The organism is Micromonospora sp. IBHARD003 (genome assembly GCF_056106285.1).
The window spans coordinates 486,316-506,938 of the sequence record NZ_JBWBBX010000001.1 but is presented as its reverse complement, the minus strand read 5'-3'; the positions used below and the strand labels follow the sequence as shown (position 1 = coordinate 506,938).

Annotated in this window: 21 protein-coding genes; 13 read left to right on the top strand and 8 right to left on the bottom strand. The window is 71.1% G+C overall.

Annotated features, from left to right (window positions below; all coding sequences use genetic code 11):
• Positions 1-185: 185 nt before the first annotated feature.
• A complete protein-coding gene (locus tag ACTWOL_RS02070; protein ID WP_474293667.1) occupies positions 186-446 on the top strand; it encodes a DUF6296 family protein in 261 nt (86 codons plus the stop codon).
• A gap of 110 nt (positions 447-556) precedes the next feature.
• On the opposite strand, the gene ACTWOL_RS02065 is transcribed toward ACTWOL_RS02070, so the two are convergent.
• The 3 genes from ACTWOL_RS02065 to ACTWOL_RS02055 form a co-directional block, all read right to left on the bottom strand.
• Positions 557-3,346 (bottom strand): SpoIIE family protein phosphatase, encoded by a 2,790-nt coding sequence (locus tag ACTWOL_RS02065; RefSeq protein ID WP_474293665.1) that lies wholly within the window; start codon positions 3,344-3,346, stop codon positions 557-559.
• A 100-nt stretch (positions 3,347-3,446) separates the two neighbouring features.
• Complete coding sequence (locus ACTWOL_RS02060) at positions 3,447-4,325, bottom strand: YhjD/YihY/BrkB family envelope integrity protein (RefSeq protein WP_474293663.1); 879 nt, start codon at positions 4,323-4,325, stop codon at positions 3,447-3,449.
• 138 nt (positions 4,326-4,463) lie between these two features.
• Positions 4,464-5,393, bottom strand: a complete 930-nt coding sequence (locus tag ACTWOL_RS02055) for an NAD(P)-dependent oxidoreductase (RefSeq protein ID WP_474293661.1) — start codon at positions 5,391-5,393, stop codon at positions 4,464-4,466.
• Positions 5,394-5,657: 264 nt separating this feature from the next.
• On the opposite strand from ACTWOL_RS02055, the gene ACTWOL_RS02050 reads away from it, so the two are divergent.
• Together ACTWOL_RS02050 and ACTWOL_RS02045 are read left to right on the top strand one after the other, a co-directional pair.
• Positions 5,658-6,500, top strand: a complete 843-nt coding sequence (locus ACTWOL_RS02050; protein WP_474293659.1) for a PP2C family protein-serine/threonine phosphatase — start codon at positions 5,658-5,660, stop codon at positions 6,498-6,500.
• Between the two features lie 122 nt (positions 6,501-6,622).
• A complete protein-coding gene (locus ACTWOL_RS02045) occupies positions 6,623-7,609 on the top strand; it encodes an MASE1 domain-containing protein (RefSeq protein WP_474293657.1) in 987 nt (328 codons plus the stop codon).
• A 31-nt stretch (positions 7,610-7,640) separates the two neighbouring features.
• Here ACTWOL_RS02045 and ACTWOL_RS02040 read toward each other — a convergent pair whose 3' ends face one another.
• Complete coding sequence (locus ACTWOL_RS02040) at positions 7,641-8,003, bottom strand: DUF952 domain-containing protein (protein ID WP_474293655.1); 363 nt, start codon at positions 8,001-8,003, stop codon at positions 7,641-7,643.
• Positions 8,004-8,184: 181 nt separating this feature from the next.
• Between ACTWOL_RS02040 and ACTWOL_RS02035 the strand changes: the two genes are divergently transcribed.
• Positions 8,185-9,702 (top strand): right-handed parallel beta-helix repeat-containing protein, encoded by a 1,518-nt coding sequence (locus ACTWOL_RS02035; RefSeq protein ID WP_474293654.1) that lies wholly within the window; start codon positions 8,185-8,187, stop codon positions 9,700-9,702.
• A 213-nt stretch (positions 9,703-9,915) separates the two neighbouring features.
• On the opposite strand, the gene ACTWOL_RS02030 is transcribed toward ACTWOL_RS02035, so the two are convergent.
• Positions 9,916-10,695: a DeoR/GlpR family DNA-binding transcription regulator gene (locus ACTWOL_RS02030; RefSeq protein WP_474293652.1), complete on the bottom strand. Its 780-nt coding sequence runs from the start codon at positions 10,693-10,695 to the stop codon at positions 9,916-9,918.
• A gap of 260 nt (positions 10,696-10,955) precedes the next feature.
• On the opposite strand from ACTWOL_RS02030, the gene ACTWOL_RS02025 reads away from it, so the two are divergent.
• The 9 genes from ACTWOL_RS02025 (at position 10,956) to ACTWOL_RS01985 (ending at position 18,897) form a co-directional block, all read left to right on the top strand.
• A complete protein-coding gene (locus tag ACTWOL_RS02025; RefSeq protein WP_474293650.1) occupies positions 10,956-11,840 on the top strand; it encodes an SIS domain-containing protein in 885 nt (294 codons plus the stop codon).
• 2 nt (positions 11,841-11,842) lie between these two features.
• Positions 11,843-12,712 (top strand): class II fructose-bisphosphate aldolase, encoded by an 870-nt coding sequence (locus ACTWOL_RS02020; protein WP_474293648.1) that lies wholly within the window; start codon positions 11,843-11,845, stop codon positions 12,710-12,712.
• Between the two features lie 156 nt (positions 12,713-12,868).
• Positions 12,869-14,164, top strand: a complete 1,296-nt coding sequence (locus tag ACTWOL_RS02015; protein ID WP_474293646.1) for an ATP-binding protein — start codon at positions 12,869-12,871, stop codon at positions 14,162-14,164.
• A complete protein-coding gene (locus tag ACTWOL_RS02010) occupies positions 14,161-14,616 on the top strand; it encodes a roadblock/LC7 domain-containing protein (protein ID WP_474293644.1) in 456 nt (151 codons plus the stop codon). The genes ACTWOL_RS02015 and ACTWOL_RS02010 overlap by 4 nt, the downstream gene beginning before the upstream one ends.
• Positions 14,613-14,972, top strand: a complete 360-nt coding sequence (locus ACTWOL_RS02005; protein WP_474293643.1) for a DUF742 domain-containing protein — start codon at positions 14,613-14,615, stop codon at positions 14,970-14,972. Before ACTWOL_RS02010 ends, ACTWOL_RS02005 begins: the two co-directional genes overlap by 4 nt.
• A gap of 160 nt (positions 14,973-15,132) precedes the next feature.
• Positions 15,133-15,675, top strand: coding sequence for a GTP-binding protein (locus ACTWOL_RS02000; RefSeq protein ID WP_474301074.1), 543 nt, complete (start codon positions 15,133-15,135; stop codon positions 15,673-15,675).
• Positions 15,672-16,961: a cytochrome P450 gene (locus ACTWOL_RS01995; RefSeq protein WP_474293641.1), complete on the top strand. Its 1,290-nt coding sequence runs from the start codon at positions 15,672-15,674 to the stop codon at positions 16,959-16,961. The genes ACTWOL_RS02000 and ACTWOL_RS01995 overlap by 4 nt, the downstream gene beginning before the upstream one ends.
• A complete protein-coding gene (locus tag ACTWOL_RS01990; protein ID WP_474293639.1) occupies positions 16,958-18,187 on the top strand; it encodes a cytochrome P450 family protein in 1,230 nt (409 codons plus the stop codon). Before ACTWOL_RS01995 ends, ACTWOL_RS01990 begins: the two co-directional genes overlap by 4 nt.
• A gap of 263 nt (positions 18,188-18,450) precedes the next feature.
• Positions 18,451-18,897, top strand: coding sequence for an SRPBCC family protein (locus tag ACTWOL_RS01985; protein ID WP_474293637.1), 447 nt, complete (start codon positions 18,451-18,453; stop codon positions 18,895-18,897).
• A gap of 335 nt (positions 18,898-19,232) precedes the next feature.
• Here the strand turns inward: ACTWOL_RS01985 and ACTWOL_RS01980 are convergent, their stop codons facing one another.
• The 3 genes from ACTWOL_RS01980 to ACTWOL_RS01970 all read right to left on the bottom strand — a co-directional run bounded on the left by ACTWOL_RS01980 (position 19,233) and on the right by ACTWOL_RS01970 (position 20,586).
• The gene (locus ACTWOL_RS01980) at positions 19,233-19,760 is read right to left on the bottom strand and encodes an SRPBCC family protein (RefSeq protein ID WP_474293635.1); all 528 of its coding nucleotides are present in this window, start codon (positions 19,758-19,760) and stop codon (positions 19,233-19,235) included.
• Positions 19,757-20,098, bottom strand: a complete 342-nt coding sequence (locus ACTWOL_RS01975) for an ArsR/SmtB family transcription factor (protein WP_474293633.1) — start codon at positions 20,096-20,098, stop codon at positions 19,757-19,759. The genes ACTWOL_RS01980 and ACTWOL_RS01975 overlap by 4 nt, the downstream gene beginning before the upstream one ends.
• 104 nt (positions 20,099-20,202) lie before the next feature.
• Entirely contained in the window at positions 20,203-20,586 is a 384-nt protein-coding gene (locus ACTWOL_RS01970) for a hypothetical protein (protein WP_474293631.1), read from the bottom strand.
• Positions 20,587-20,623 lie beyond the last annotated feature (37 nt).

Below are 20,623 nucleotides of genomic sequence, written 5' to 3'. Positions count from 1 at the left end.
GGCCACCGCCGGGAGACACCACCCGGATGTACCTCACCCCACGGACCGGACGCGAACCCTTCCCGAGTGGTCACCCTCGGTGCCGGGGCGGTCGCCTGGCGCTCGCGCGGAGAGTGAATTGCTCGATAATGGTCATTCGGGTGACATATCGGCAATATGCCCGGCTGTCGGCAGAGGAGGGCGCCATGAACCGGAACGGAAACCGCAAGGATTACGAGCTGGTCTTCGCACACGCCGCCGTGGTGGACGCGCGCGAAGCGGCCGACGAGGACGCCGTCGTCGTCCACCGCACCGAGCGGAAGGGACCCGGTGGCCATCCCGTCTACGCCGACGACACCGGCATCGTGCAGGCGGAGATCAGTGACCGCGGAGAGGTACGGATGCTCGCGAGCGGCGGCCACCAGCAGCCCGCATCGGGCGTCGAGGCCCGGCCCGTCGCCTCGTAGCCACAAAGCTATGGTCGGTGGCTGTGACCGGACGGGTTCACCGGCTCGCGGCGCCCTGCACGGCGCTCTCCCGGCTACCGCCGGGAGGTACCCCTCGGAAACCGCCGCCGTCACAGGGCGAGTTCGTCGTCGAGCACCATCATGGTCTCCTCCGGGAACTCGCCCCCGAGCCCCATCTCCGCCCAGATGATCTTTCCTCCCGCCGCATAGCGCGTGCCCCAGCGCTGCGAGAACTGGGCCACCAGGAACAGCCCGCGTCCGCCCTCGTCGGTCGCCGCCGCCCGGCGCAGATGGGGCGAGGTGCTGCTGCCGTCGGACACCTCGCAGATGAGCGTGTTGCCGTAGAGCAGCCGTGCCTGCACGGGTTCGGCACCGTAGCGGATGGCGTTGGTGAGCAGTTCGCTGAGCACCAGCTCGGCTACGAACGACGCGTCCCCGATGCCCCATTCGGCGAGCCTGCGCCCCGCCTCGGCACGCGCCCGGGACACCTCCGCCACATCGAGTGGCACGTCCCAGACCGCGACCCGGTCCGCGGGGAGCCGGTGCGTACGAGCGACGAGCAGGGCGATGTCGTCACTCGACTGGCTGCTGCGCGGCATGGCCTCCGTCACCGCCCGGCAGGTCTCCTCGGGGGTCAGCCCCGGCTCGGAGATGGCGTGGCGCAGCAGCTCGAGCCCCTCGTCGATGTCACGTCGGCGGTCTTCGACGAGCCCGTCCGTGAACAGGACGATCCGGCTGCCCTCGGAAAGCTCCAGCTCGGTCTCCTCGAACGGATGCCCGCCGATGCCGAGCGGCGGTGACACCGGAAGCTCCGGATAGGTGACGCCGTGCACGGGATCGACCAGCGCGGGCGGCAGATGCCCGGCGTGCGCGAGGGTGCAGCGCCCGCTGACCGAGTCGTAGACGGCGTAGAGACAGGTCGCACCCGTCACCGGTCCGCGGTCGTGGTCGTCCTCGGCCCGCTGGTCCGCGTCGATCCGGATCACCAGGTCGTCGAGGTGCGCCAGGAGATCGGCGGGCGGCAGGTCGAGGGAGGAGAAGTTGATCACTGCGGTGCGCAGCCGGCCCATGGTCGCCGCGGCGTACATACCGTGGCCGACGACATCGCCGACGACGAGGGCGACCCGGAACCCCGGCAGCGGAATGACGTCGAACCAGTCGCCGCCCACCCCGCTCTGCGCGGGCAGGTAGCGCCAGGCCACCTCCAGGGCCTCCTGCTGCGGCAGATCACGCGGAAGCAGGCTGCGCTGGAGCGTGACCGACATGGCGTGTTCGCGGGTGAACCGGCGGGCGTTGTCGATCGCCACGGCCGCCCGCGCGGCGAGCTCCTCGGCGAACGAGACGTCGTCCTCGTCGAAGTACGGCTGGTTCCCGGTCCGCCAGAAGTTCGCCATCCCGAGCACCACGCCACGGGCCTGGAGCGGCACCGTGATCAGTGAGCGGATGCCGTACGCGAGCGCCTGCCGCGCCCCTTCCGGGTCCTGCGTCCGCCAGTTCTGCTGCTCGCTGAGGTCCGGCGAGAGCACGGCCTGGCCGCCTTCCAGGGCCATGGCCATCGGAGTCGCCGGGATCACGAACCGGATCAGGTCGCCCACGGGCTGGAGCGGAGAGTCGTCGCGGATGCCGTACAGCGCGGTGCGCCGCATCTCGGTCGCCGCGCTCGTCGGCTCCTCACCGCGCAGCACATGGTCGAGCAGTTCCACGCTGGTGAAATCGGCGAACCGCGGGACGGCCACCTCCGCGAGCTCCTCCGCCGTGCGCCCCACGTTCAGTGTCGTGCCGATCCGCACCCCCGCCTCGTAGAGCAGGGTGAGCCGTTCCCTGGCGATCTCGGCCCGGCCGGACAGGGCCCGCAGCTCCGTGGTGTCCCGGAGGCTGGCGACGACGCCCGGTACACCGCCGTAGGGGGCCGTCGGCCGGGTGTTGACGGCGAGCAGCCGGTCACCGGAGAGGAAGACCGCGTCGGAGACCTCCTCGCCGGAGACGAGCAGCTGGGTCATGCCGGCGCCGAGACCGAGCTCGGAGACGGGCCTGCGGTCCGCTTTCGGGGGCAGATCGAGCAGCCGCCGCGCCTCGTCGTTGGCGAGCACCAGACGGCCGTCGCCGCCGACGATCAGCACGCCCTCGCGCACCGCGTGCAGCACCGCGTCGTGGTGTTCGAACATCCGGGTCATCTCGGCCGGGTCGAGACCGTGCGTCTGGCGTCGCAGTCGCCGGCTGACCAGGGCCGCACCACCGGTGGCGAGCGCCAGCGCGCCCGCGGCCGACGCCAGCACGACCGGCAGCTGCCGGTCCAGCAGGTCGCCGACATTCGCGACCTGGATACCGGCGCTGACCATGCCGACGACCTGCCCCTTGGCGTCGGTGACCGGAACGACGGCCCTGACCGCGTCCCGCGGCTGGCCCTGGAAGGTCTCGGTGAACGGCTTGCCCTTGGCCGCTCGCGAGACATCGCCCTCGATGCGCGTGCCGATGAGCGCCGGCACCGGGTCCGTGTAGCGGACCCCGTCCACGCCCAGTACGGAGATGAAGTCGATACCCGCCGCCTGCTGAGCCTGGGTGGCGGCCGGCTGCAGGATCGCGGTGGGGTTCGGCGACTTCAGCGCGAGCGCCGTACCCGGGCCGTGCGCGAAGCTCTCCGCGGCGGCGAGCGAGCGGTTCTCGGCGTCCTGGCGGCTGTCGTAGCGCGCCTGCAGGACCAGCGCCGCCGTGCCGGAGATGACGAGCAGGATGACGACGATCGCCTGGAGGAGGAAGACCTGGGCGGCGAGGCTCTGGACACCCAGCAGTGAAGGCGGACGGCGGCTCGGCGCCGTCGCCCGCACGCCCTGATCGTGTGCCCGCAGGCGGCTGGGCGGCTGGACCGCCGGCAGCCGGGACCGGCGGGAACGTCCGATCATGTTCACAGTTCTAGCACTGGGCCGCCCTCCGGGGCGACCGCGCGAGCCGTGGGCGGCGGGCCGTGGCGGGAGTCCGGCCGGTGTCCGGTCACCGCACTGGTCAGGGCCCCGGTCGCCGGCGGTTCAGCTCGGCATCGATCCTGCGCCGCACCCGCGCCTCGTGGAACAGCCGGCCGACCAAGGCGCCGCCGTACACCACGAACCCCACCCCGACCAGCCAGGACTGCAGCACGAGCACGGTCCCGAACGGGCCGTAGGTCACGGCGTTCGCGGCGATCAGCGGCGAGAAGACGAGCTGGGAGAAGATCCGCAGCCCGAGCAGACCCAGTGCGGTGGCCGCCGCTCCGGGCGCGAGGGCCCGCCAGCGGATCCGGCCGCACAGCAGCAGCCGCTGCGACCACCAAAAGAAGAAGAACGCGCCGACCACGTCGCTGGTCGCGACTCCCACGGTCTCCAGCGCGGAGGCGTTGGCCGGGGTGGGCGTGGTGACGAACACCAGCAGCGCCACGATCAGTACGGCGAGCCACACGACATGGCGCCACATGGTGTGCCAGCGCGCCGTCGGGAGGTCCCACGCCCTTTCGTAGCCGGTCTGGACCGCGGAACCGAACGTGACCCCGAACGCGGCCAGGGCGGCCAATCCGAGTGCGGTCGTGCGCTGGAGGGCCTGCCCCGAGGGGCCGAACAGCTCCTCCACCTCTTCCTGCGACACCTCGGACACCCCGAGGCCCTGGACGAGCCACTTCGCGAACCCCTGGCCGCTCGGCAGGTCCGCGGCCGCGACGACGACCAGCAACGGCACCAGGGTCAGGAAGCCCAGAGCGGCGAAGCCCATGGCGCGGTGCATCAGCTCCATCTCGCGGCCGCGGCTCCAGGCGAGCCCGACCACCGAGGTCTGCGCACGCCGGTAGAGCCGGGCGAACCAGTGACCGTGGCGCGCCTCGTCGTTGTCGTCCGGCGCCCCGAATCTGAAGGGCATGAGGCGTGGCTACCCGCTAGGGGGAGGTGGCCAGTCCCCGGGCACCGCCGAACGGGTGTCCCGGGACCGGGTGAGAAGGGGCTGGGGCCCTCTTCGCCACGGCCCCGCCCGCCGACTGTCCGCCACGTATTCCGTCACCTATCCGGCGTTCCCGGCTGCGAAGGACGCCAGATAGGTGGCGGCCATGTCGTCGCCTCCGTGACCGGCGCGCTCGACACGTTCGAAGCGTGCGAGCCCCGCCTGGGCGAGGTCGAGGCGGACTCCGGCTCGCTCGGCGGCTTCGTTGATGAGACGGGAGTCCTTGAGGGCGTTGGACACGGTGAACGTGGGGGAGTAGTCGCCGCTCACGATCATCGCGGCCTTGATGCGCAGATAGCCGCTGTCCAGCGGCCCTCCCTCGAGGGAACGGAGGAAGTCCTCGGGGTCGACCCCGAGGCCCCGGGCGAGGGCGAGGGACTCGGCTCCGGCGTGGGTGAGGCCGGTGAGCCAGCTGTTGAGGACCAGCTTGAGACGGCTCGCCGCGGCCGTGGAGCCGTCGTCACCGACCCAGGCGGTACGGCGGCCGATGGCGGCGAAGACCGGCTCGAGCGCCTCCCGGGCGGCGGACGGGCCGGCGGCCAGGACGAGCAGTTCACCCGCTTCGGCGGCGGGCTGCGAACCGAGCACCGGCGTGTCGGCGAAGACCAGGCCGTGTTCGCGGGCGAAGCCGGACAGTTCGGCCGTGGCCGCGTCGCCGACCGTGGCGGCCTGGGCCCACACCGTGCCACGGGCGAGGCCGCCGTCCGTGTCCCGCATGGCGGACAGCACGCGCGGGCCGTCGTTGAGCATGGTCAGCACCACGTCCGCCCCCGTGACGGCCTCGGCGGGAGTGGCGGCGCTGTGCGCCCCGTCGGCCACCAGCGCATCGGCCTTCGCGCGCGTACGGTTCCACACCCGCACGGGCAGTCCGGCCCTCAGCATGCTCCGGGCCATACCCGCACCCATGATTCCGGTGCCGAGCACGGCCACCGTCGGGCGCGCCCCGCCGTTGTCGTCCGCGGGTGAGGGTGTGGGCTGGGGCGTGGTCACCTGAGCTGCCTCCTGATCTGGTTCCCCGGCGCGTACACCCATCCCGGGGGCCGTCCGGCGGGTCTCCGTCCGGCCGGTTTCCATTCGACGGGCCTCCGCCGAACGACCGGTCGCCGCCGGAACGACCCTAGGCGAAGGAGCGTTCGCTGCTTCGCAGGCGACTCCCGGGGCCCGGAAGTATGATGAGCGTCGAGTTGTGTGCGGCGCGGATGCGGACGAACAGCGCATGCGGACGTACAGCACCGAGGTGCAACGGAGCAGTCCATGACGCGGCGTCGTCCCCCGGCGTCGGCGAGCGCCGACGACCTCCTGATCACACTCAGGCGTCTCACCGCGCAGGCGAAGCAGGGCGCGGAACTCCAGCGGGCCCGGGTCGAGCTGGCCGAGGCTCTGCAGCGGGACATGCTCCCCTCCGGGCTGCCGTCGCTGCCGGGACTGCGGACCGCCGCCCGCTACGCCCCCGCCCGCGACGGTCTGGACATCGGTGGCGACTGGTTCGACGGGTTCGTCATGCCGGACGGCTCGCTCGGGTTCTCCATCGGGGACGTCCAGGGTCACGACGTCGAGGCCGCCGCCTTCATGGGGCAGATCCGCATCGGGCTGCGCGCCGTGGCCACCGCGTCCACCGACCCGGGCGAGGTGCTCAGCCGGGCCAACGACCTGCTGGTGTCGGTGGCCCGCGATCTCTTCGCGACCTGCACCTTCGTCCGCTTCGACCCGACCGCCTGGGCCATCGAGAGCGCCCGTGCCGGGCACGTCCCGGCGGTCTGGGCCACGACGGACGGCCGCAGCGGTGCCGCACAGGACGAAGGCGGACTGCCGCTCGGTGTGCAGCCCGGCGAGGGGTACCCGGTGACCACCCGGCGGCTGACCGGGGCCGGGGCCTTCGTGCTGCTCACCGACGGAGTGATGGAGGGGCCGACCGTGTCCCTCGACACCGGGCTCGACACGGTGACCCGGCTGGTGGGGGTCGGCACCGCCGCAGGGGCCGGCGCCGACGAGCTCGCCGCCGAGGTGATGGCGGCAGCCGAGCTCACCGGCCACAAGGACGACGCCGCCGTACTCGTCCTGCAGCACGACGCGCCCGCCACGCGCGGATCCGGCTGACGCGCCCCGGCGCCGTGCCGTGGCACGCCTTCCGTGCCGGTCACGGTGCGGCCCGCTGCTCCCAGCGCGGCGGCGCCGGCTCCAGGACGTGCGTCCGGACGGGGGACGTTGTGTGATGAGGTGTGGGCAGTACCAGGGTTCTGAGGCACTACGGCGCGGTGCTGCTGCTGATGCTCGCCGTCGCCCTCGCCTACTACGGCGCGGCGCGCCTCGGGCTGACCCTGCAGCTCTCCGTCGAGGGAGCGGTTGTCACGCCGCTGTGGCCACCCACCGGTATCGCCCTGGCTTCGCTGATCTGGTTCGGGCTGCGGGTCTGGCCCGGGATCGCCCTCGGCACGCTCATGGTCATCCTGACCATCACTCCTTTCCGCCCCCTCGTGTTCGGCATCCTCGCCGGGAACACCCTCGCGCCGGTGTGCGCCTATCTGCTGCTGCGCCGTTTCGGGTTCCGGCCCGAGCTGGACCGCCTGAGGGACGGGCTCGCCCTGGTGTTCCTGGGTGCGTTCGCGGGGATGCTGGTCAGCGCGACGGCGGCGGCCGGTGTGCTGGTGCTGTCGGGCCTCGACCCCGAGGACTTCTGGCCGGTCTGGTCGGCCTGGTGGGCGGGTGACGCCATGGGGGTCCTGGTGATCACGCCCCTGCTGCTCGTGGCCCGCACGATCCGGTGGCCGGTGGACATGCACCCCGCCCGCTGGGCCGAGGCCGTCGTGCTCGTGCTCAGCACCGCAGTGGTCGCGTTCGTCGCCACCCGGAGCACGGTCGCGCTGCTCTTCCTCGTCTTCCCTCTGCTGGTCTGGGCGGCGCTGAGGTTCCAGCTGCCCGGCGCAGCCCCCTGTGTGCTCATCGTGTCCGTCCTGGCGATCTCGGCGGCGACGGACCGCCTCGGGACCTTCGCGGGGCACAGTCTGTTCGCGGTGATGGGCACCCTGCAGGCTCTCAACGGTTCCGCAGCGCTGACCGGCCTGCTGCTCTCCGCGATCGTGACCGAGCAGCGCACCATCCGGCGGAAGATCGAGCAGGCCTGTGCCGAGCTGGAGGATCTGGTCGAACGGCTTTCGCCGCAGACGGTGGCCCGCAGAGGGCGACCGCCGGAGGACTCAGGAAGCTGACTCCCGTGCGGCAAGATCCAAACGAAAGGCCCTACGCCCAGGGGGCGAATTCCACGGCCCTGCCGTCCGGGTCACGCCGGATCTCCAGCAGTCCCTCGACCGCTTCACGGTCGATCGGACCGTACACATGGGGGAACAGCGTGTCCGGGGAGACGCCCGGCGGCGGTGCCGAACCGGCGGGCTCGCGCCGCACGGGGGACCTGAGCCGGTTCTCGTCGATCAGCAGGGCCATCAGTGGCCCCGGCGTGTCGCGGTAGTACGCGTTGACGACCGCGAGCGTCGTCGCCTCGTCGGGGGAGCAGTGGATGAAGCCCTCCGCCGCGAAGGACCGCGGAGCGTAGGGGCGTTCGGGGATGGCGAGCCAGTCGTCGAGCGGGACCACATGGATGATCATCGTTCAGTTATAGCCGTGCGGAGCGCACTTTCGGGGCCTCGCACCTGAGCCGCCGGCAGCCGACACACCCATCGCGGGTCTATTGTCTTATTTATCTCCTTTTTCTGTGATTCGATACCTGCACTTTTCCCTCCGGGATGGAGGTTTGACGGCTTGTCACGCAGAAGGAGAACAACGTCGAATGTCTGGATCACAGGGTGTGAGCACGGGCACTTGTGCCGAGTCCCGGGCAAGGACCAGGGCGCCGAGCCGCCACTGGCAAGTCGCCGCTCTTGCCGCGGCCGGTTTCGCCACGATGGTCGGCGGCACGACTGGTGTCGCGTTCGCGGACTCCGAGGAGACGAAGCCCGCCTCCGTGGGCAAGGACGCCGGCAAGGGGCACGACGACCACTCGGACTCCCAGGGCAAGGTATCCGTCGGGAGCAAGAAGGAAGGCTCCGGGTCCAAGGGCGACGAGGGGAATGAGGGGGGCTCCGAGGGCCAGAAGAAGGGCCATGACAAGAAGAAGGGTGATGGCCACGAGGATGGCCACGGGCGTGGTTCGCACGAGGGGGATCACGAGAAGGCCGTATTCGTGGAATGTGACCCGGACCATTTGATCTCGGCGATCGTGCGGGCAAACGAAGTCGAGGGGCCCAGTCGCCTGAAGTTGGCGGAAAATTGCACCTATACGCTCACCGCCCACGAGGACGGCAACGGCCTGCCCGAGATCACGCAGCCGATCACGATCATCGGCAACGGGGCGACCATCGCGCGCGCCGCCAATGCCGACCCGTTCCGGATCTTCGAGGTCGGCGTCGGTGGCGACCTGAAGCTCCGCGACCTCACCATCACCCGCGGCAAGGCCGATGACGCCGACGGTGGGGGCGTCAACGTGAAACCCGGGGGGCGGCTCGACGTCGAAAACGTCACCTTCGAGAACAACACCGTGAGCGACACCAGCTCCTATGAGGGCGGCGGTGTCTACAACGAGGGCGTCACCGCGATCCGCGACAGCATCCTCGCCAAGAACTCCGGCACCGAGGGCGCCGCCGTCTCGAGCTACTACGGCAAACTCGACATGAGCACCACCAAGGTCACCGGCAACATCTCCGACGGCTATGCGGCCATCGTCAACGAGTACGGCACGACGAAGATCAGCGACAGCTACCTCTCCTACAACTACGGCTACTACGGCGGCGCGTTGAACAACTACGGCGGTGTGACCGAAGTGGAGAAGACCGCCATCACCTACAACCGCGGCTACTACGGCGGTGGCATCTACAACCAGTACGGTGCGCTCTACGTGCGCAATGGCACCGTCAAGGGCAACACCGCCACCAGCGGTGGTGGCGGTGGCATCAACCTCGAAGCACCCGCGGTGATCGAGGACAGCAAGATCATCGACAATGCCACCACCGAAAGCGGCGGGGGCGGCGTCTACGTCAACCTGGGGGACTCCGAGGAAGAGGTCGCGATCCGCGGTTCGAAGATCATCGACAACCTGGCTCCCGGCAACGCCGGCGGCGGCATCTACGTCGAGGCAGACAGCCTCCTCACCCTCACCAACTCGAAGGTGAAGGGCAACATCTCCGACGATCCTGCCGGCGGTATCCAGAACAACGGCACCGTCGTCACGAAGGGCAAGGTCAAGATCATCGACAACGTGCCCACCAACTGTGAGGACAGCGGCAACCCCGTACCGAGCTGCTTCGGCTGACACGTCCGCTGCTCAAGCGGCTTGAACGGTCGTGCATGGGCCTACCCCACCGCCCGCCCCCGTGCGCCGGGGGCGGGCGCACGTGGACGTCACCGGGACCGTCGGCACTCACCGGCCCTCCTGCGTTCGCCGCCGGCAGCCGAGACCTCCTCGTCCTGCCGGCGCGCCGCCATCTGGATGCCCTGACCCGGCGGCCGGTACCGCGTCGCCGGGTCAGGCCCGGATGACGGTCACCCCCGCCTTCTCGAACCCGGCGGCGGCCTCGTCGGGTACGGCGGTATCGGTCACCAGGGTGTCCACCTGGTCCGTGCCGCAGATGCGGGCGAACGCGCGGGCTCCCAGCTTGGTCGAGTCCGCGGCGACTACCACGCGCCGGGCCCGCTCGCACAGCAGACGGTTGATCGCGGCCTCGTCCTCGTCATGAGCCGCCGCGCCGTGGGCGAGGTCGAAGGCATCGACGCCGAGGACCGCCACGTCCATGGTGATCTGGCCGAGCACACCGTCCGCCAGCGGCCCGATGAGCTCGTACGACTGCGGACGGGCCACGCCACCGGTGACGACGATCTTGAACTGCGGCCGGATCGCCAGCTCATTGGCGATGTTGAGGGCGTTGGTGACGATCGTCAGAGCCGGGGAACCCGATGCCAGATCGGGCCGGGCGGCGAGGGCCCGGGCGACCTCGGTGGTCGTGGTCCCGCCGGTGAAACCCACCGCTTCGCCGGGCGAGATCAGCGCGGCCACCGCCGCGCTGATGCGCTGCTTCTCCGCGGCCCGCCGGGAGGTCTTGTAGCGCAGCGGGAGCTCGTACGACACCCCGTGCACGACGGCGCCACCGCGGGTGCGGACGAGCATCTGCTGCTCGGCGAGCTGGTCGAAGTCCCGCCGGATCGTCGCCGGCGAGACGCCGAGCGCCGCGGCGGCCTCGTCGACCTCCAGACGGCCCCGCTCGACGAGCAGCTCCAGCAATTCCTTCCAACGGGCGTCGCGCGACACCGCGGCTCCTCTCCTCGAACGCTCGACGTGACCCTAAGGGCTGTCCCGTGGATACCGGCACGGCGCGCTCCGGTGCAGCCACCACGGCAACCCACAGCCGGCGGCCGACAGCAGGACCGCGGGTGGCCGGGCACCCGGCACGGCCACGGTGCCGGGCTGCGACGCCTGTGACCGTGCCCCGACCTCTGCGCGATTGCTTGAAGATGATTGAAGAGGCGCGATATTTTGCAAGAAAGTGCATCCAGAAACGGAGCGCGCATATGAGCCATGTCGCCGACGAGCTGGCCACCCAGCCGGAGTGCTGGGAGCGTGCCGCGGAGCTGGCCGAGGGCAGCGCGGGGGCGCTCCCAGCGGACGGGGAGCGGGTGGCATTCGTGGGCTGCGGGACCTCGCTGTTCATGAGCCAGGCCGCGGCCGCACTGCGCGAGGACGCCGGCCGGGGCGAGTCGGACGCCTTCGCGGCCTCCGAGTTTCCCGAGGGGCGTCACTACGACCGCGTCGTCGCGCTCACCCGCTCGGGCACCACCACCGAGGTGCTCCGGCTCCTGCGCAGGCTGCGTGGGAAGACCCGTACCACTGCCGTCACCGCCGACCCGGCCGCGCCCGTGACGAGCGCCGCCGACGACGTCGTCGACCTCGGCTTCGCCGACGAGAGGTCCGTCGTCCAGACGCGTTTCGCCACCACGGCGCTCACTCTGCTGCGTGCCCACACCGGACTGCACACCGCCGCCGTCGTGGACGACGCCAGGGCCGCGCTGGCCGAACCGCTGCCCCAAGGGCTCACCGGCTGCGGGCAGTTCACCTTCCTCGGCCGGGGCTGGACCGTGGGGCTCGCCAACGAGGCGGCGCTCAAGATGCGGGAGGCGTCCCTGTCGTGGACCGAGGCGTACCCGGCGATGGAGTACCGGCACGGCCCCATCAGCATCGCCGCCCGCGGCACCGCCACCTGGATGATCGGCGCGGCGCCGCCCGGACTGGCAGGCGAGGTACGGGCCACCGGCGCGATGTGGCTGGCCGGGGACCTCGACCCGCAGGCCGAGCTGATACGCGCCCAGCGTCTGGCCGTCGCCGTCGCCGGCGCGCGAGGACTCGACCCGGACCGCCCGCGGCACCTCAGCCGCTCCGTCATCCTCGCCGGAGCCTGACGATGCCGCTGGCCGAGACCTCAACCCTGGTCTCCGAAGCGGTGGCGCGAGGGCGCGCCGTGGCGGCGTTCAACGTCATCACGCTGGAGCACGCCGAAGCCGTCGTCGCCGGGGCGGAGTCCTCCGGTTCCCCGGTCATCCTCCAGATCAGCGAGAACGCCGTGAAGTACCGCCACGGCAGGGTGCGTCCGCTGGCCCGAGCCGCCCTCGAGGCCGCGCGGGCCGCCACCGTACCGGTCGCACTCCATCTGGACCATGTCACCAGTGACGCACTGCTGCGCCAGGCGGCCGACGCGGGTTTCAGCTCCCTGATGTACGACGCGTCGCGGCTGCCGTACGAGGAGAACCTCGCCGCGACCCGTGCCGCTGCCGACTGGGCCCACGCCAACGGACTCTGGATCGAGGCCGAGTTGGGCGAGGTCGGCGGCAAGGGCGGCGCCGCGCCACGGGACGCCCATGCGCCCGGAGCCCGTACCGACCCGGACGAGGCACGGACCTTCGTCGCGGCGGCCGGTGTGGACGCACTCGCCGTCGCCGTCGGCAGCACCCATGCGATGACAACCCGTACGGCGGTGCTCGACCACGCACTCCTCGCCAGGCTGGGCGAGGTGCTGGACGTACCACTGGTGCTGCACGGATCGTCCGGCGTCCCGGACGACGAGCTGTCGGCGGCGGTCCGCGCAGGCATGGCGAAGATCAATATCGGTACGGCGCTCAACCTCGCCATGACCGGAGCCATCCGCGCCCATCTGGCGACCCACACCGACGTGGTCGACGCCCGTGCCTACCTCTCGGCCGGCCGGTCGGCGATGGCCGTGACGGTCGCCCGGATGATCGGTGTGTTGTGTGCGGAAGGGCCGGCCGGAGGGTGACAACGCCTCATCCGGAATCTCCTTGCCCAACTGGCGTTCGAACACACTCACTTGATCGTAAGATCTGACTGCTCCCGATCGTCGTGGAGCTGTTTCGATGACATGTTCCGGAAGGGGCTCGTACTCCGTGGTCGCGGTCTGCCGAGTCGTCACAACATGGTCACCCTGCTGAGCGTCGCCGGCGGTTGCGCCGCCGCGGCACTTCTCGTCTGGGTCTTCGCCCTGCGCCGCTCACTTCGACATGCCCGGCGCCTGGCGGCAGCCCGGGACTCCGAGGTCGAGCATCTGGCCACCGTACGCGTCCCCGCCGTCGTCGAGCGGCTCCGCGCGGGCCGCCGGCTGGACGGCGTCCCGGGGCCGCTCGCCCCCGCATCCGACACGGGAGAGGATTTCGCCCGGTCCCTTGCCTCGGTCGTCGCCGCACTCGGCGACGACGAGGCGGTGCGCAGGGAGCGGGCCCTGCGCGACTCCGTGCAGACGGCCTTCGAGTCCGTCGCACGTTCGGTCCACGCCATGGCCACGGTGCAGCAGCGGGTCCTCGACCGTATCGAGCGCACCATCGACGACCCGTCCGTGATGGCCGAGGTGATGAAGGCCGACCACGCCGCCGCCCAGATGACCCGCAAGGCGCAGACCCTGCTGGTGATGTGCGGTGTGTGGCCGGCGCGCCGGGAGAGCCATCCGGTCTCCCTCTACGACTGCGTACGCGGCGCCCAGTCGCGCATCCTGGAGTTCGGCCGGGTCGAGGTGCACGGCGGCCAGATGCTCCATGTGGTGCCGCCCGCCGTCGAGGGCCTTATGCACGCCATCGCCGAACTGCTGGAGAACGCCACGGTGTTCTCCCCCTCCAGCAGCCAGGTCGTCGTCACCATCAGGGAGGTCGGCGCCGGGGCGGTCGTCGAGGTCGACGACGCGGGTCTCGGGATGCCGCCGGACGTACTGCACCAGGCGACGGCACGACTGCGCGACGACCTGGATCTGACCCGGCTCGGAGCGGTACCGCGTCTGGGGCTCGCCTGTGTCGGCCGCTGGACCCGGGAACTGGGCTTCAACGTGGAGCTGACCACGGCGTCCGCGTACGGCGGGACCCGCGCCGTCACCTTCGTACCGCTGCGGCTGCTCACCGAAGCGGCGCCGCCGCGTCCCCCGATGCGTCCCGCCACGGTCACGGCGCCCGGGTCTCAGGATGCTGCGGCCGGCGCTCCCGGGACGACCGCCAACGCCGCTCTCCCGAGGCGCCGCAGCCGGCGGGGGGCCCAGGAGGCCGCCGTGCGCCAGACCCTGCCGGCACCGCCGCAGGGCACGAGCACACCGGACCCCGGCGGTGAATGGACCCCGGAGGACGCCCGTGCCTCGATCGCCGGTGTGCTCTCCGGGACCCGGCGCGGACGAGCCGAGGCCGAGACCAGCAGAACGCCCGAAGGACCCGACCACGAGGGAGGCCGGCAGTGACCGGAGCCATCACGAAACTGCCTGACCTGGGCTGGATGCTGCGACCGCTGACGGATATCCCGGGGGTCCGGCACGCCGTCGTGGTCTCCGAGGACGGGCTGCGGCTCGGGCACGCGTCCGCCGGCAATCTCTCCGGACCGGTGGCCGAACTCAGCGTCGCGGAGGCCGAATCGCTCTCGGCGGCCTGCGCCGCGCTGACCATGACAGGACGGTCAACGGCAGGGCTGGTGTTCGGCAAGGGAGCCGGAGTGCGGCAGCTGATGCTGGAGTCCGAGCACGGATTCGTGCTGTTCACCCATGCCGGGGTGGGCGCACAACTCGGCGTCGCGACCGGCACGGGTGCCGACGTCGGTCTGGTCGCCCAGCAGATGCAACTGCTCGTGGCGCAGATCGGCGTGCACCTGAGCGCCCAGCCGAGGGAACCCGTGGGGTCGGTGGACCCCTCGTCATGACCGACTTCCCGGAGGAACGGACGACCCCGGCGGTAAGGCCGTACGTGATCACCGGCGGACGGGCGGGCACGGGCGGGCAACCGCTCGCCTGGGAGACCCTGGTGATGGCGACGGACGCGGCCTACCCGCCGCCACTCCAGCCCGAGCACCTGAGGATCCTGGCGCACTGTCAGGGACTGCTGTCGGTCGCCGAGGTGGCCGCCCACCTCGGCCAGCCGTCCTCGGTGGTCCAGGTGCTCCTCGCCGACCTCCTCGGGTGGGGTCTGATCGTGATCCGTCCGCCGGTCCCGCCCGCCGAACGAGCCGATGTCACCATGCTGAGAAAGGTCCTTCATGGCCTCGAAAGCCGCCTCTGAGGCAGCGGACAGGACGCCCGGGCAACCCCGGGCAGCGGGGGAGCCCGGGACCGCCGGACGATCCGGTGCGCCCGTGCGACCCGGGATCCCCGCCGCGTCCGGGGCACCGGCGCCGGCCGGGCCGACCGCACCCCCGGGGAAGTACCTCGGGTCCGGCGTCGTGGGCGCGGCCAAGATCCTCGTCGTCGGCCCGCTCGGGGTCGGGAAGACCACCCTGATCGGGACCGTGTCGGAGATCGAACCGCTGTCCACCGAAGCCGTGATGACCCAGGCAGGCGCCCGTGTCGACACCACGGCGGACCGCACCAAGACGACCACCACCGTCGCCCTGGACTTCGGCCGGATCACGATCGACGGGGAGCTGGTGCTCTATCTCTTCGGCACCCCGGGCCAGCCGCGCTTCCTGCCCGCCTGGCGCGATCTGGCCAAGGGAGCGCTCGGTGCGCTCGCGCTGATCGACACCCGCGACCTGGAGGCGTCCTTCGACGCACTCGGCAACCTCGAGGACCTGGGACTGCCGTTCGCCGTCGCGGCCAACGTGTTCCCGGGCTGCCCCCGGCACACCGAGGAGGAGCTGCGCACCGCGCTCGACCTCCTGCCCGGCACCCCGATGGTGGACTGCGACGCCCGTGACCCCGCCTCCTCCGTACGCGCCCTGATCGCCCTCGTACGCCACCTCATCGACACAACGGAGTCAGCATGACCACGCGGCCCGCACGCTGCCCCGCCGCGACGGCGCTGTACGGGTCGCACCTCGGCGGCGACGCCATGCCCGCCCTGTACGAGAAGCTCCGCGAGGAACACGGCCCCGTGGCGCCGGTGACCGTCGCACCCGGCATCGAGGCGTGGCTGGTACTCGGTCACCGCGAACTGCTCCGGCTCACCCGCGAGGAGCAGGACTTCTCACACGACCCGCGCCGCTGGGGCCTGCTGCGTGAAGGCCGGGTGCCGCACGACTCCCCGATCCTGCCGATGGTCGGCTGGCGTCCCTCGCTGCTGTACGCGGACGGGCAGCAGCACCGCCGGATGCGCGCCGCCGTCTCCGACGCACTCGACGGCATCAACGGACACGAGCTGCGCCGCAGCGTCCGCGCCACCTCCGAACAGGTCATCGCCTCGTTCGCGAGCAGCCGCGAGGCCGACCTCGTGCCCCACTACGCGCGCCGGATTCCCATGCAGGTCATCACCGGTCTGCTCGGTCTGGACGAAGGTACCGGCCGGCAGTTCGTCCAGGCCATCGCCGGCATGGTCGCCGTGAACGCCGAATCGGTCAACGCCCAGCGGCGGATGACCGCCATTCTGCTCGAACTCATCGAGGAGAAGCGGCGGCACCCGGGCCACGACATCACCTCGGCGCTGCTGCACCACCAGGCGGGGCTCACGGACGACGAGGTGCTGTACAACCTCGTGGTGATATTCGTGGCGGGCAACCAGACCACGGTGAACTGGATCGCCACGACCCTGCGCATCCTGCTCTCCGACCCCGACTTCCGCTCCTCGCTCGCGGGCGGTCATCTGAGCGTGGACGACGCTCTCGACCTGGTGCTGTGGCGCTTCCCGCCGACGCAGAACTTCCCCGCGCGCTACGCCACCCGGGACATGGAGTTCGGCGGGCAGCAGATCAGAGCCGGCGACATGCTCGTCCTCGGACTCGCCGCGGCCAACGCCGACCCGGACGTACTGCCGCCCGGCGGCAGCCCCGTCGCCGGCAACCGGGCCCATCTGGCGTTCGGCGCGGGACCGCACACCTGCCCGGCGCAGGACCTGGCACGGCTGATCACCCGGACCGCCGTGGACACCATCCGGCACCGGCTGCCCGATCTGGAACTGGCCGTGCCGGAAGCGGATCTGGCCTGGATCTCCTCCCCCTGGACCAAGGCCCTCGCCGCGCTCCCCGTTCGGTTCACCGATCCGCAGCTGCCCCTCGCGCCAGGGGCGGCGTACCCGCCGCAGGATCCGGCGGCACCACAGACAGGAGACCACCGTTGAACACGTCTGCCATGCCTCCGCACCGGATGGACCCGGCCGGTGGCTGCCCGCACGCGGACAACGCCCGGCTGCTCGCCCAGGGCGCCGTGACCCCGGTCGTCCTGCCCGGGGACGTCGCGGGCATGGCTGTGCTGGGACATGACGCGCTGAAGGAGTTCCTCGCCCACCCCGACGTGGCCAAGGGAGCCGAGCACTTCACCGAACTGCGCGAGGGCCGGATCGCGGACGGCTGGCCGCTGAAGACCTTCGCCACCGTCCAGGGCATGACCACGGCCGACGGTGCCAACCACCGGCGCCTGCGGTCACTGGTGAGCAAGGCGTTCACCGCGCGCCGGGTGGAGGAGCTGCGGCCGCGCATCGAGACGGTCACCGCCTCCCTGCTGGACGGGCTCGAGTCCGCCGCCGGTGACGGCACCGCCGATCTGCGCAGGCACTTCGCCATGCCGCTGCCCATGGGCGTCATCTGCGAACTGCTGGGGGTGGACGCGGAGCACCAGGAGCGGCTGCACCATCTGTCGAACCAGATCGTCGCCACCGACATCGGCCCCGAGGAGGTCATGGCGGCCAACCGGGAGCTGGTCGCCGTGCTCAGCGCGGTCGCCGCCGCCCGGATGGCCGACCCGGGCGACGATCTCACCAGTGCCCTGATCGCCGCCCGCGAGGAGGACGGGGACCGGCTCAGCCAGCAGGAACTCATCGGCACCCTGCTGCTGATGATCATCGCGGGGCACGAGACCACACTGAACCTGATCACCAACGCGGTGCGCGCGCTGTGCGCCCACCGCGACCAGCTGGCCCTGGTGCAGGACGGCAAGGCCGACTGGGCGGACGTGGTGGAGGAGACCCTGCGCTGGGACAGCCCGGTCAGCTACTTCCCGTTCCGCTACCCGACGAAGGACCTCACCGTCGACGGCACCGTCATCCCCAAGGGCACACCGGTGCTCGCCGGTTATTCGGCCGCGGGCCGTGACAAGGCGGCCCACGGTGAGGACGCCGGGCGATTCGACGTCACCCGCAGCGCCACCTCCCGTCACCTCTCACTGGGTCACGGGCCGCACTACTGTCTCGGTGCCCCGCTCGCGCGGATGGAGGCGACCATCGCCCTGGAGCGGCTGTTCACCCGTTTCCCCGCACTGGACCTGGCCGTCCCGGAGGCGGAGCTGACGCGGCACGCCAGCTTCGTCGGCAACAGTGTGGAGGAGCTGCCGGTGCGGCTGGGCGCCTGAACGAGGACGGCCCGGGGGTGCGTACGGCCCATGCCGTGCGCACGGCCGCTCTCACCGTGCGGAGCAGCTCGTACGGGACAGCCCGAACGGAGCAGTCCCGAGCGCCCGGACGTATGCCGGGGCGCGGTCGGCTTCCCCGGGGCGCGGGCGAGTGTCCTGGGAGCGATGGACGTCCCATGCCCGGGCCCTTGGCGGGTGCCCGGCCCCGCGGTCTGCGAGGCTGAGGACTGCCGGGCCCGGGCACGAGCGAGCAGGGAGAGACCATGGCCGGACAGTTCGAGGCGACCGTCGTGATCGACCGGCCCGTCGAGGAGGTCTTCGCCTTCCTCGCCAACGGTGAGAACGATCCGAAGTTCAGTCCGCGTGTACAGGAGATCGCGAAGACGACCGACGGCCCGACGGCCGTGGGGACCGTCTACCGCAGCCGGGTCAAGGACGCCGGGATGACGACCTCCAGGGAGTTCCGGATCAGCGAGTTCGAGCCGCCGCGCAGGATTCGCTGGACCGAGGTCTCCAAGAACGTGGTCACGGCGCCCGAGGGCGGCTACGACCTGGAGGCGGTCGACACCGAACGGACCAGGCTGCGGGTTTTCAACACCCTCGAGGGCCATGGCCTGGGGAAGTTGATCGAACGGTTCGCGCTGAGCGCCGCCCGTAAGGACGCCGACGCGTTCGCCCGGCGCATCAAGGCGGCCGTCGAGGCTTCCTGAGCAGGTGTTTTTCAACTCGTCTCTTCGGACTGAGTCCGGCGGTCCGGGAGCGGTTGATCTTTCTCCAGGAACAGGGAGTGCCTGCTGCCGGGACTTGATGGACTGGGTGGATGAAGATCCTTTCGCCTCCTGTCCTGCGGGCTCGCCCCGGCCTGTCTCCATGACGGCCCCTACTCGCTCAGCGGACATGACTTTCGACGACATCGTCCGTGAAGCCAGAGACGTCCTTCCCGGAGCGCGGCTGCGACGGAGGCTGTTCTGGCGCTATACGCTCGTATGGAATCACCCCTGAGCAGCCCGGGGCAGATCGTGCCGGCCATCGCCGGCCGTGTGTGTCACTCGTCCTGACGGGCCGAACCGGGGATCTCCGCACCCGACGGCATGCCCTGCGCGACATAGGCGTCGTAGAGCGGCTGCCAGGGCTGGGCCGATGTGCCGTGCGGGCCCGTGGAGTCGACGCCCGACAGGTGCTTGTCGAGCTCGGCCAGACACACCGTCCACCCCGCCGCATTACGGGCGGCGGTGTTCTCGGCCGCCAGGACGTCGATGAGCGTCAGCACACAGCCCGATGCGCCGTCGGCGGCGAGTTCCAGACGGATTTCGTCCTCGCCCCAGGTGAAGGCGAGCAGATGCGGCGGCTCGCAGGCGAGGACCGTACCGGTCGTCGGGGGCTGGTGCGGATCTCCGGAGAACTCGATACGGCCGCCGGCGCGCGGCTCCAGCCGGACCTGTGAAGGGAACCAGTGGGCGAGCCCTTCCGGCTCGGACACGGCGGCCCAGACCCGCTCGACCGGGTGCGGGTAGGAGCGGGTGAAGCGTACGGCCGGGCGGCCCTCGTGGCTGATGAAGGTTCCGCGGTTCATGGTTGTTCCTCCGAACGGTCGGTGCCGTCGTCGACGTCCGCGTCCAGATACTGACCGAGTGCGTCGAGGCGGTCGTTCCACAGCCGCCGGTACGGCGCCAGCCAGGCGTCCAGCTCGGAGATCGGTGCGGGCTCGAGCGCGTAGATCCGCTGCTGGGCGCGTCGGGTCACGCGGACGAGCCCGGCGTTCCGCAGCACCTTCAGATGCTTGGACACATTCGGCTGGGACTGGCCGAGCGCCTCGACCAGCTCGCCGACCGTCCGGTCACGCTCGCGCAGCAGATCGAGTACGGCCCTGCGGTGGGGGTCCACCAGGGCCGGCCAGATGGCGTCTGTCACCCTCCGAATATGCGCCCTGGGTTATATGCCTGTCAAGGCATGTAGGGGCTCCCGGGCGCGCCGCCCATGGGCAGGAGCAGCCGGACGGAACCCAGCGGGCCGGCTCAGACGCCCGCGCCCGCCGCCGACTCGAGCCGCAGCCGCAGTTGCTTCTCCCCGTCGCCCGACACCGCATGCTCCACCTCGACCGCGAAACCCGAGGTGAGTGCCTTGGCCAGCCGGTCGACCGCCGGATACGAGCCGGACAGCTCAGCCGCGACCGGCGCCCCGAGCGCGGTGGCCGCCACCGCTCCCGTGGTGTCGGCGGGTGCCACGTCGTAGGTGGCCGACCAGATCGTCGGATGGCCGTGTCCGACCTCGTGGGGGTGCTCTTCGGCGTCACGGTCGCATGGGTACGCCGCGACCAGTGCGCCGAAGACGGCGTCCGCGTCCTCCGGCGCGCCGGTGAGCTGCACCGATACTTCCTCGTGCTTGTCGGTGACCTTCACGGTGATCCCCGTCCTCTCTCCCCGTGGGCGCACGAAC

Excerpts from the sequence above, each read along its gene's own strand:
- ACTWOL_RS02065 (WP_474293665.1), bottom strand. The coding sequence starts at position 3,346 with ATGATCGGACGTTCCCGCCGGTCCCGGCTGCCGGCGGTCCAGCCGCCC.
- ACTWOL_RS01980 (WP_474293635.1), bottom strand. The coding sequence starts at position 19,760 with ATGAACCGCGGAACCTTCATCAGCCACGAGGGCCGCCCGGCCGTACGC.
- ACTWOL_RS02005 (WP_474293643.1), top strand. The coding sequence starts at position 14,613 with ATGACCGACTTCCCGGAGGAACGGACGACCCCGGCGGTAAGGCCGTAC.
- ACTWOL_RS02025 (WP_474293650.1), top strand. The coding sequence starts at position 10,956 with ATGAGCCATGTCGCCGACGAGCTGGCCACCCAGCCGGAGTGCTGGGAG.
- ACTWOL_RS02020 (WP_474293648.1), top strand. The coding sequence starts at position 11,843 with ATGCCGCTGGCCGAGACCTCAACCCTGGTCTCCGAAGCGGTGGCGCGA.
- ACTWOL_RS02040 (WP_474293655.1), bottom strand. The coding sequence starts at position 8,003 with ATGATCATCCATGTGGTCCCGCTCGACGACTGGCTCGCCATCCCCGAA.
- ACTWOL_RS02035 (WP_474293654.1), top strand. The coding sequence starts at position 8,185 with ATGTCTGGATCACAGGGTGTGAGCACGGGCACTTGTGCCGAGTCCCGG.
- ACTWOL_RS02015 (WP_474293646.1), top strand. The coding sequence starts at position 12,869 with ATGGTCACCCTGCTGAGCGTCGCCGGCGGTTGCGCCGCCGCGGCACTT.
- ACTWOL_RS02050 (WP_474293659.1), top strand. The coding sequence starts at position 5,658 with ATGACGCGGCGTCGTCCCCCGGCGTCGGCGAGCGCCGACGACCTCCTG.
- ACTWOL_RS02060 (WP_474293663.1), bottom strand. The coding sequence starts at position 4,325 with ATGCCCTTCAGATTCGGGGCGCCGGACGACAACGACGAGGCGCGCCAC.
- ACTWOL_RS02070 (WP_474293667.1), top strand. The coding sequence starts at position 186 with ATGAACCGGAACGGAAACCGCAAGGATTACGAGCTGGTCTTCGCACAC.
- ACTWOL_RS01985 (WP_474293637.1), top strand. The coding sequence starts at position 18,451 with ATGGCCGGACAGTTCGAGGCGACCGTCGTGATCGACCGGCCCGTCGAG.
- ACTWOL_RS01995 (WP_474293641.1), top strand. The coding sequence starts at position 15,672 with ATGACCACGCGGCCCGCACGCTGCCCCGCCGCGACGGCGCTGTACGGG.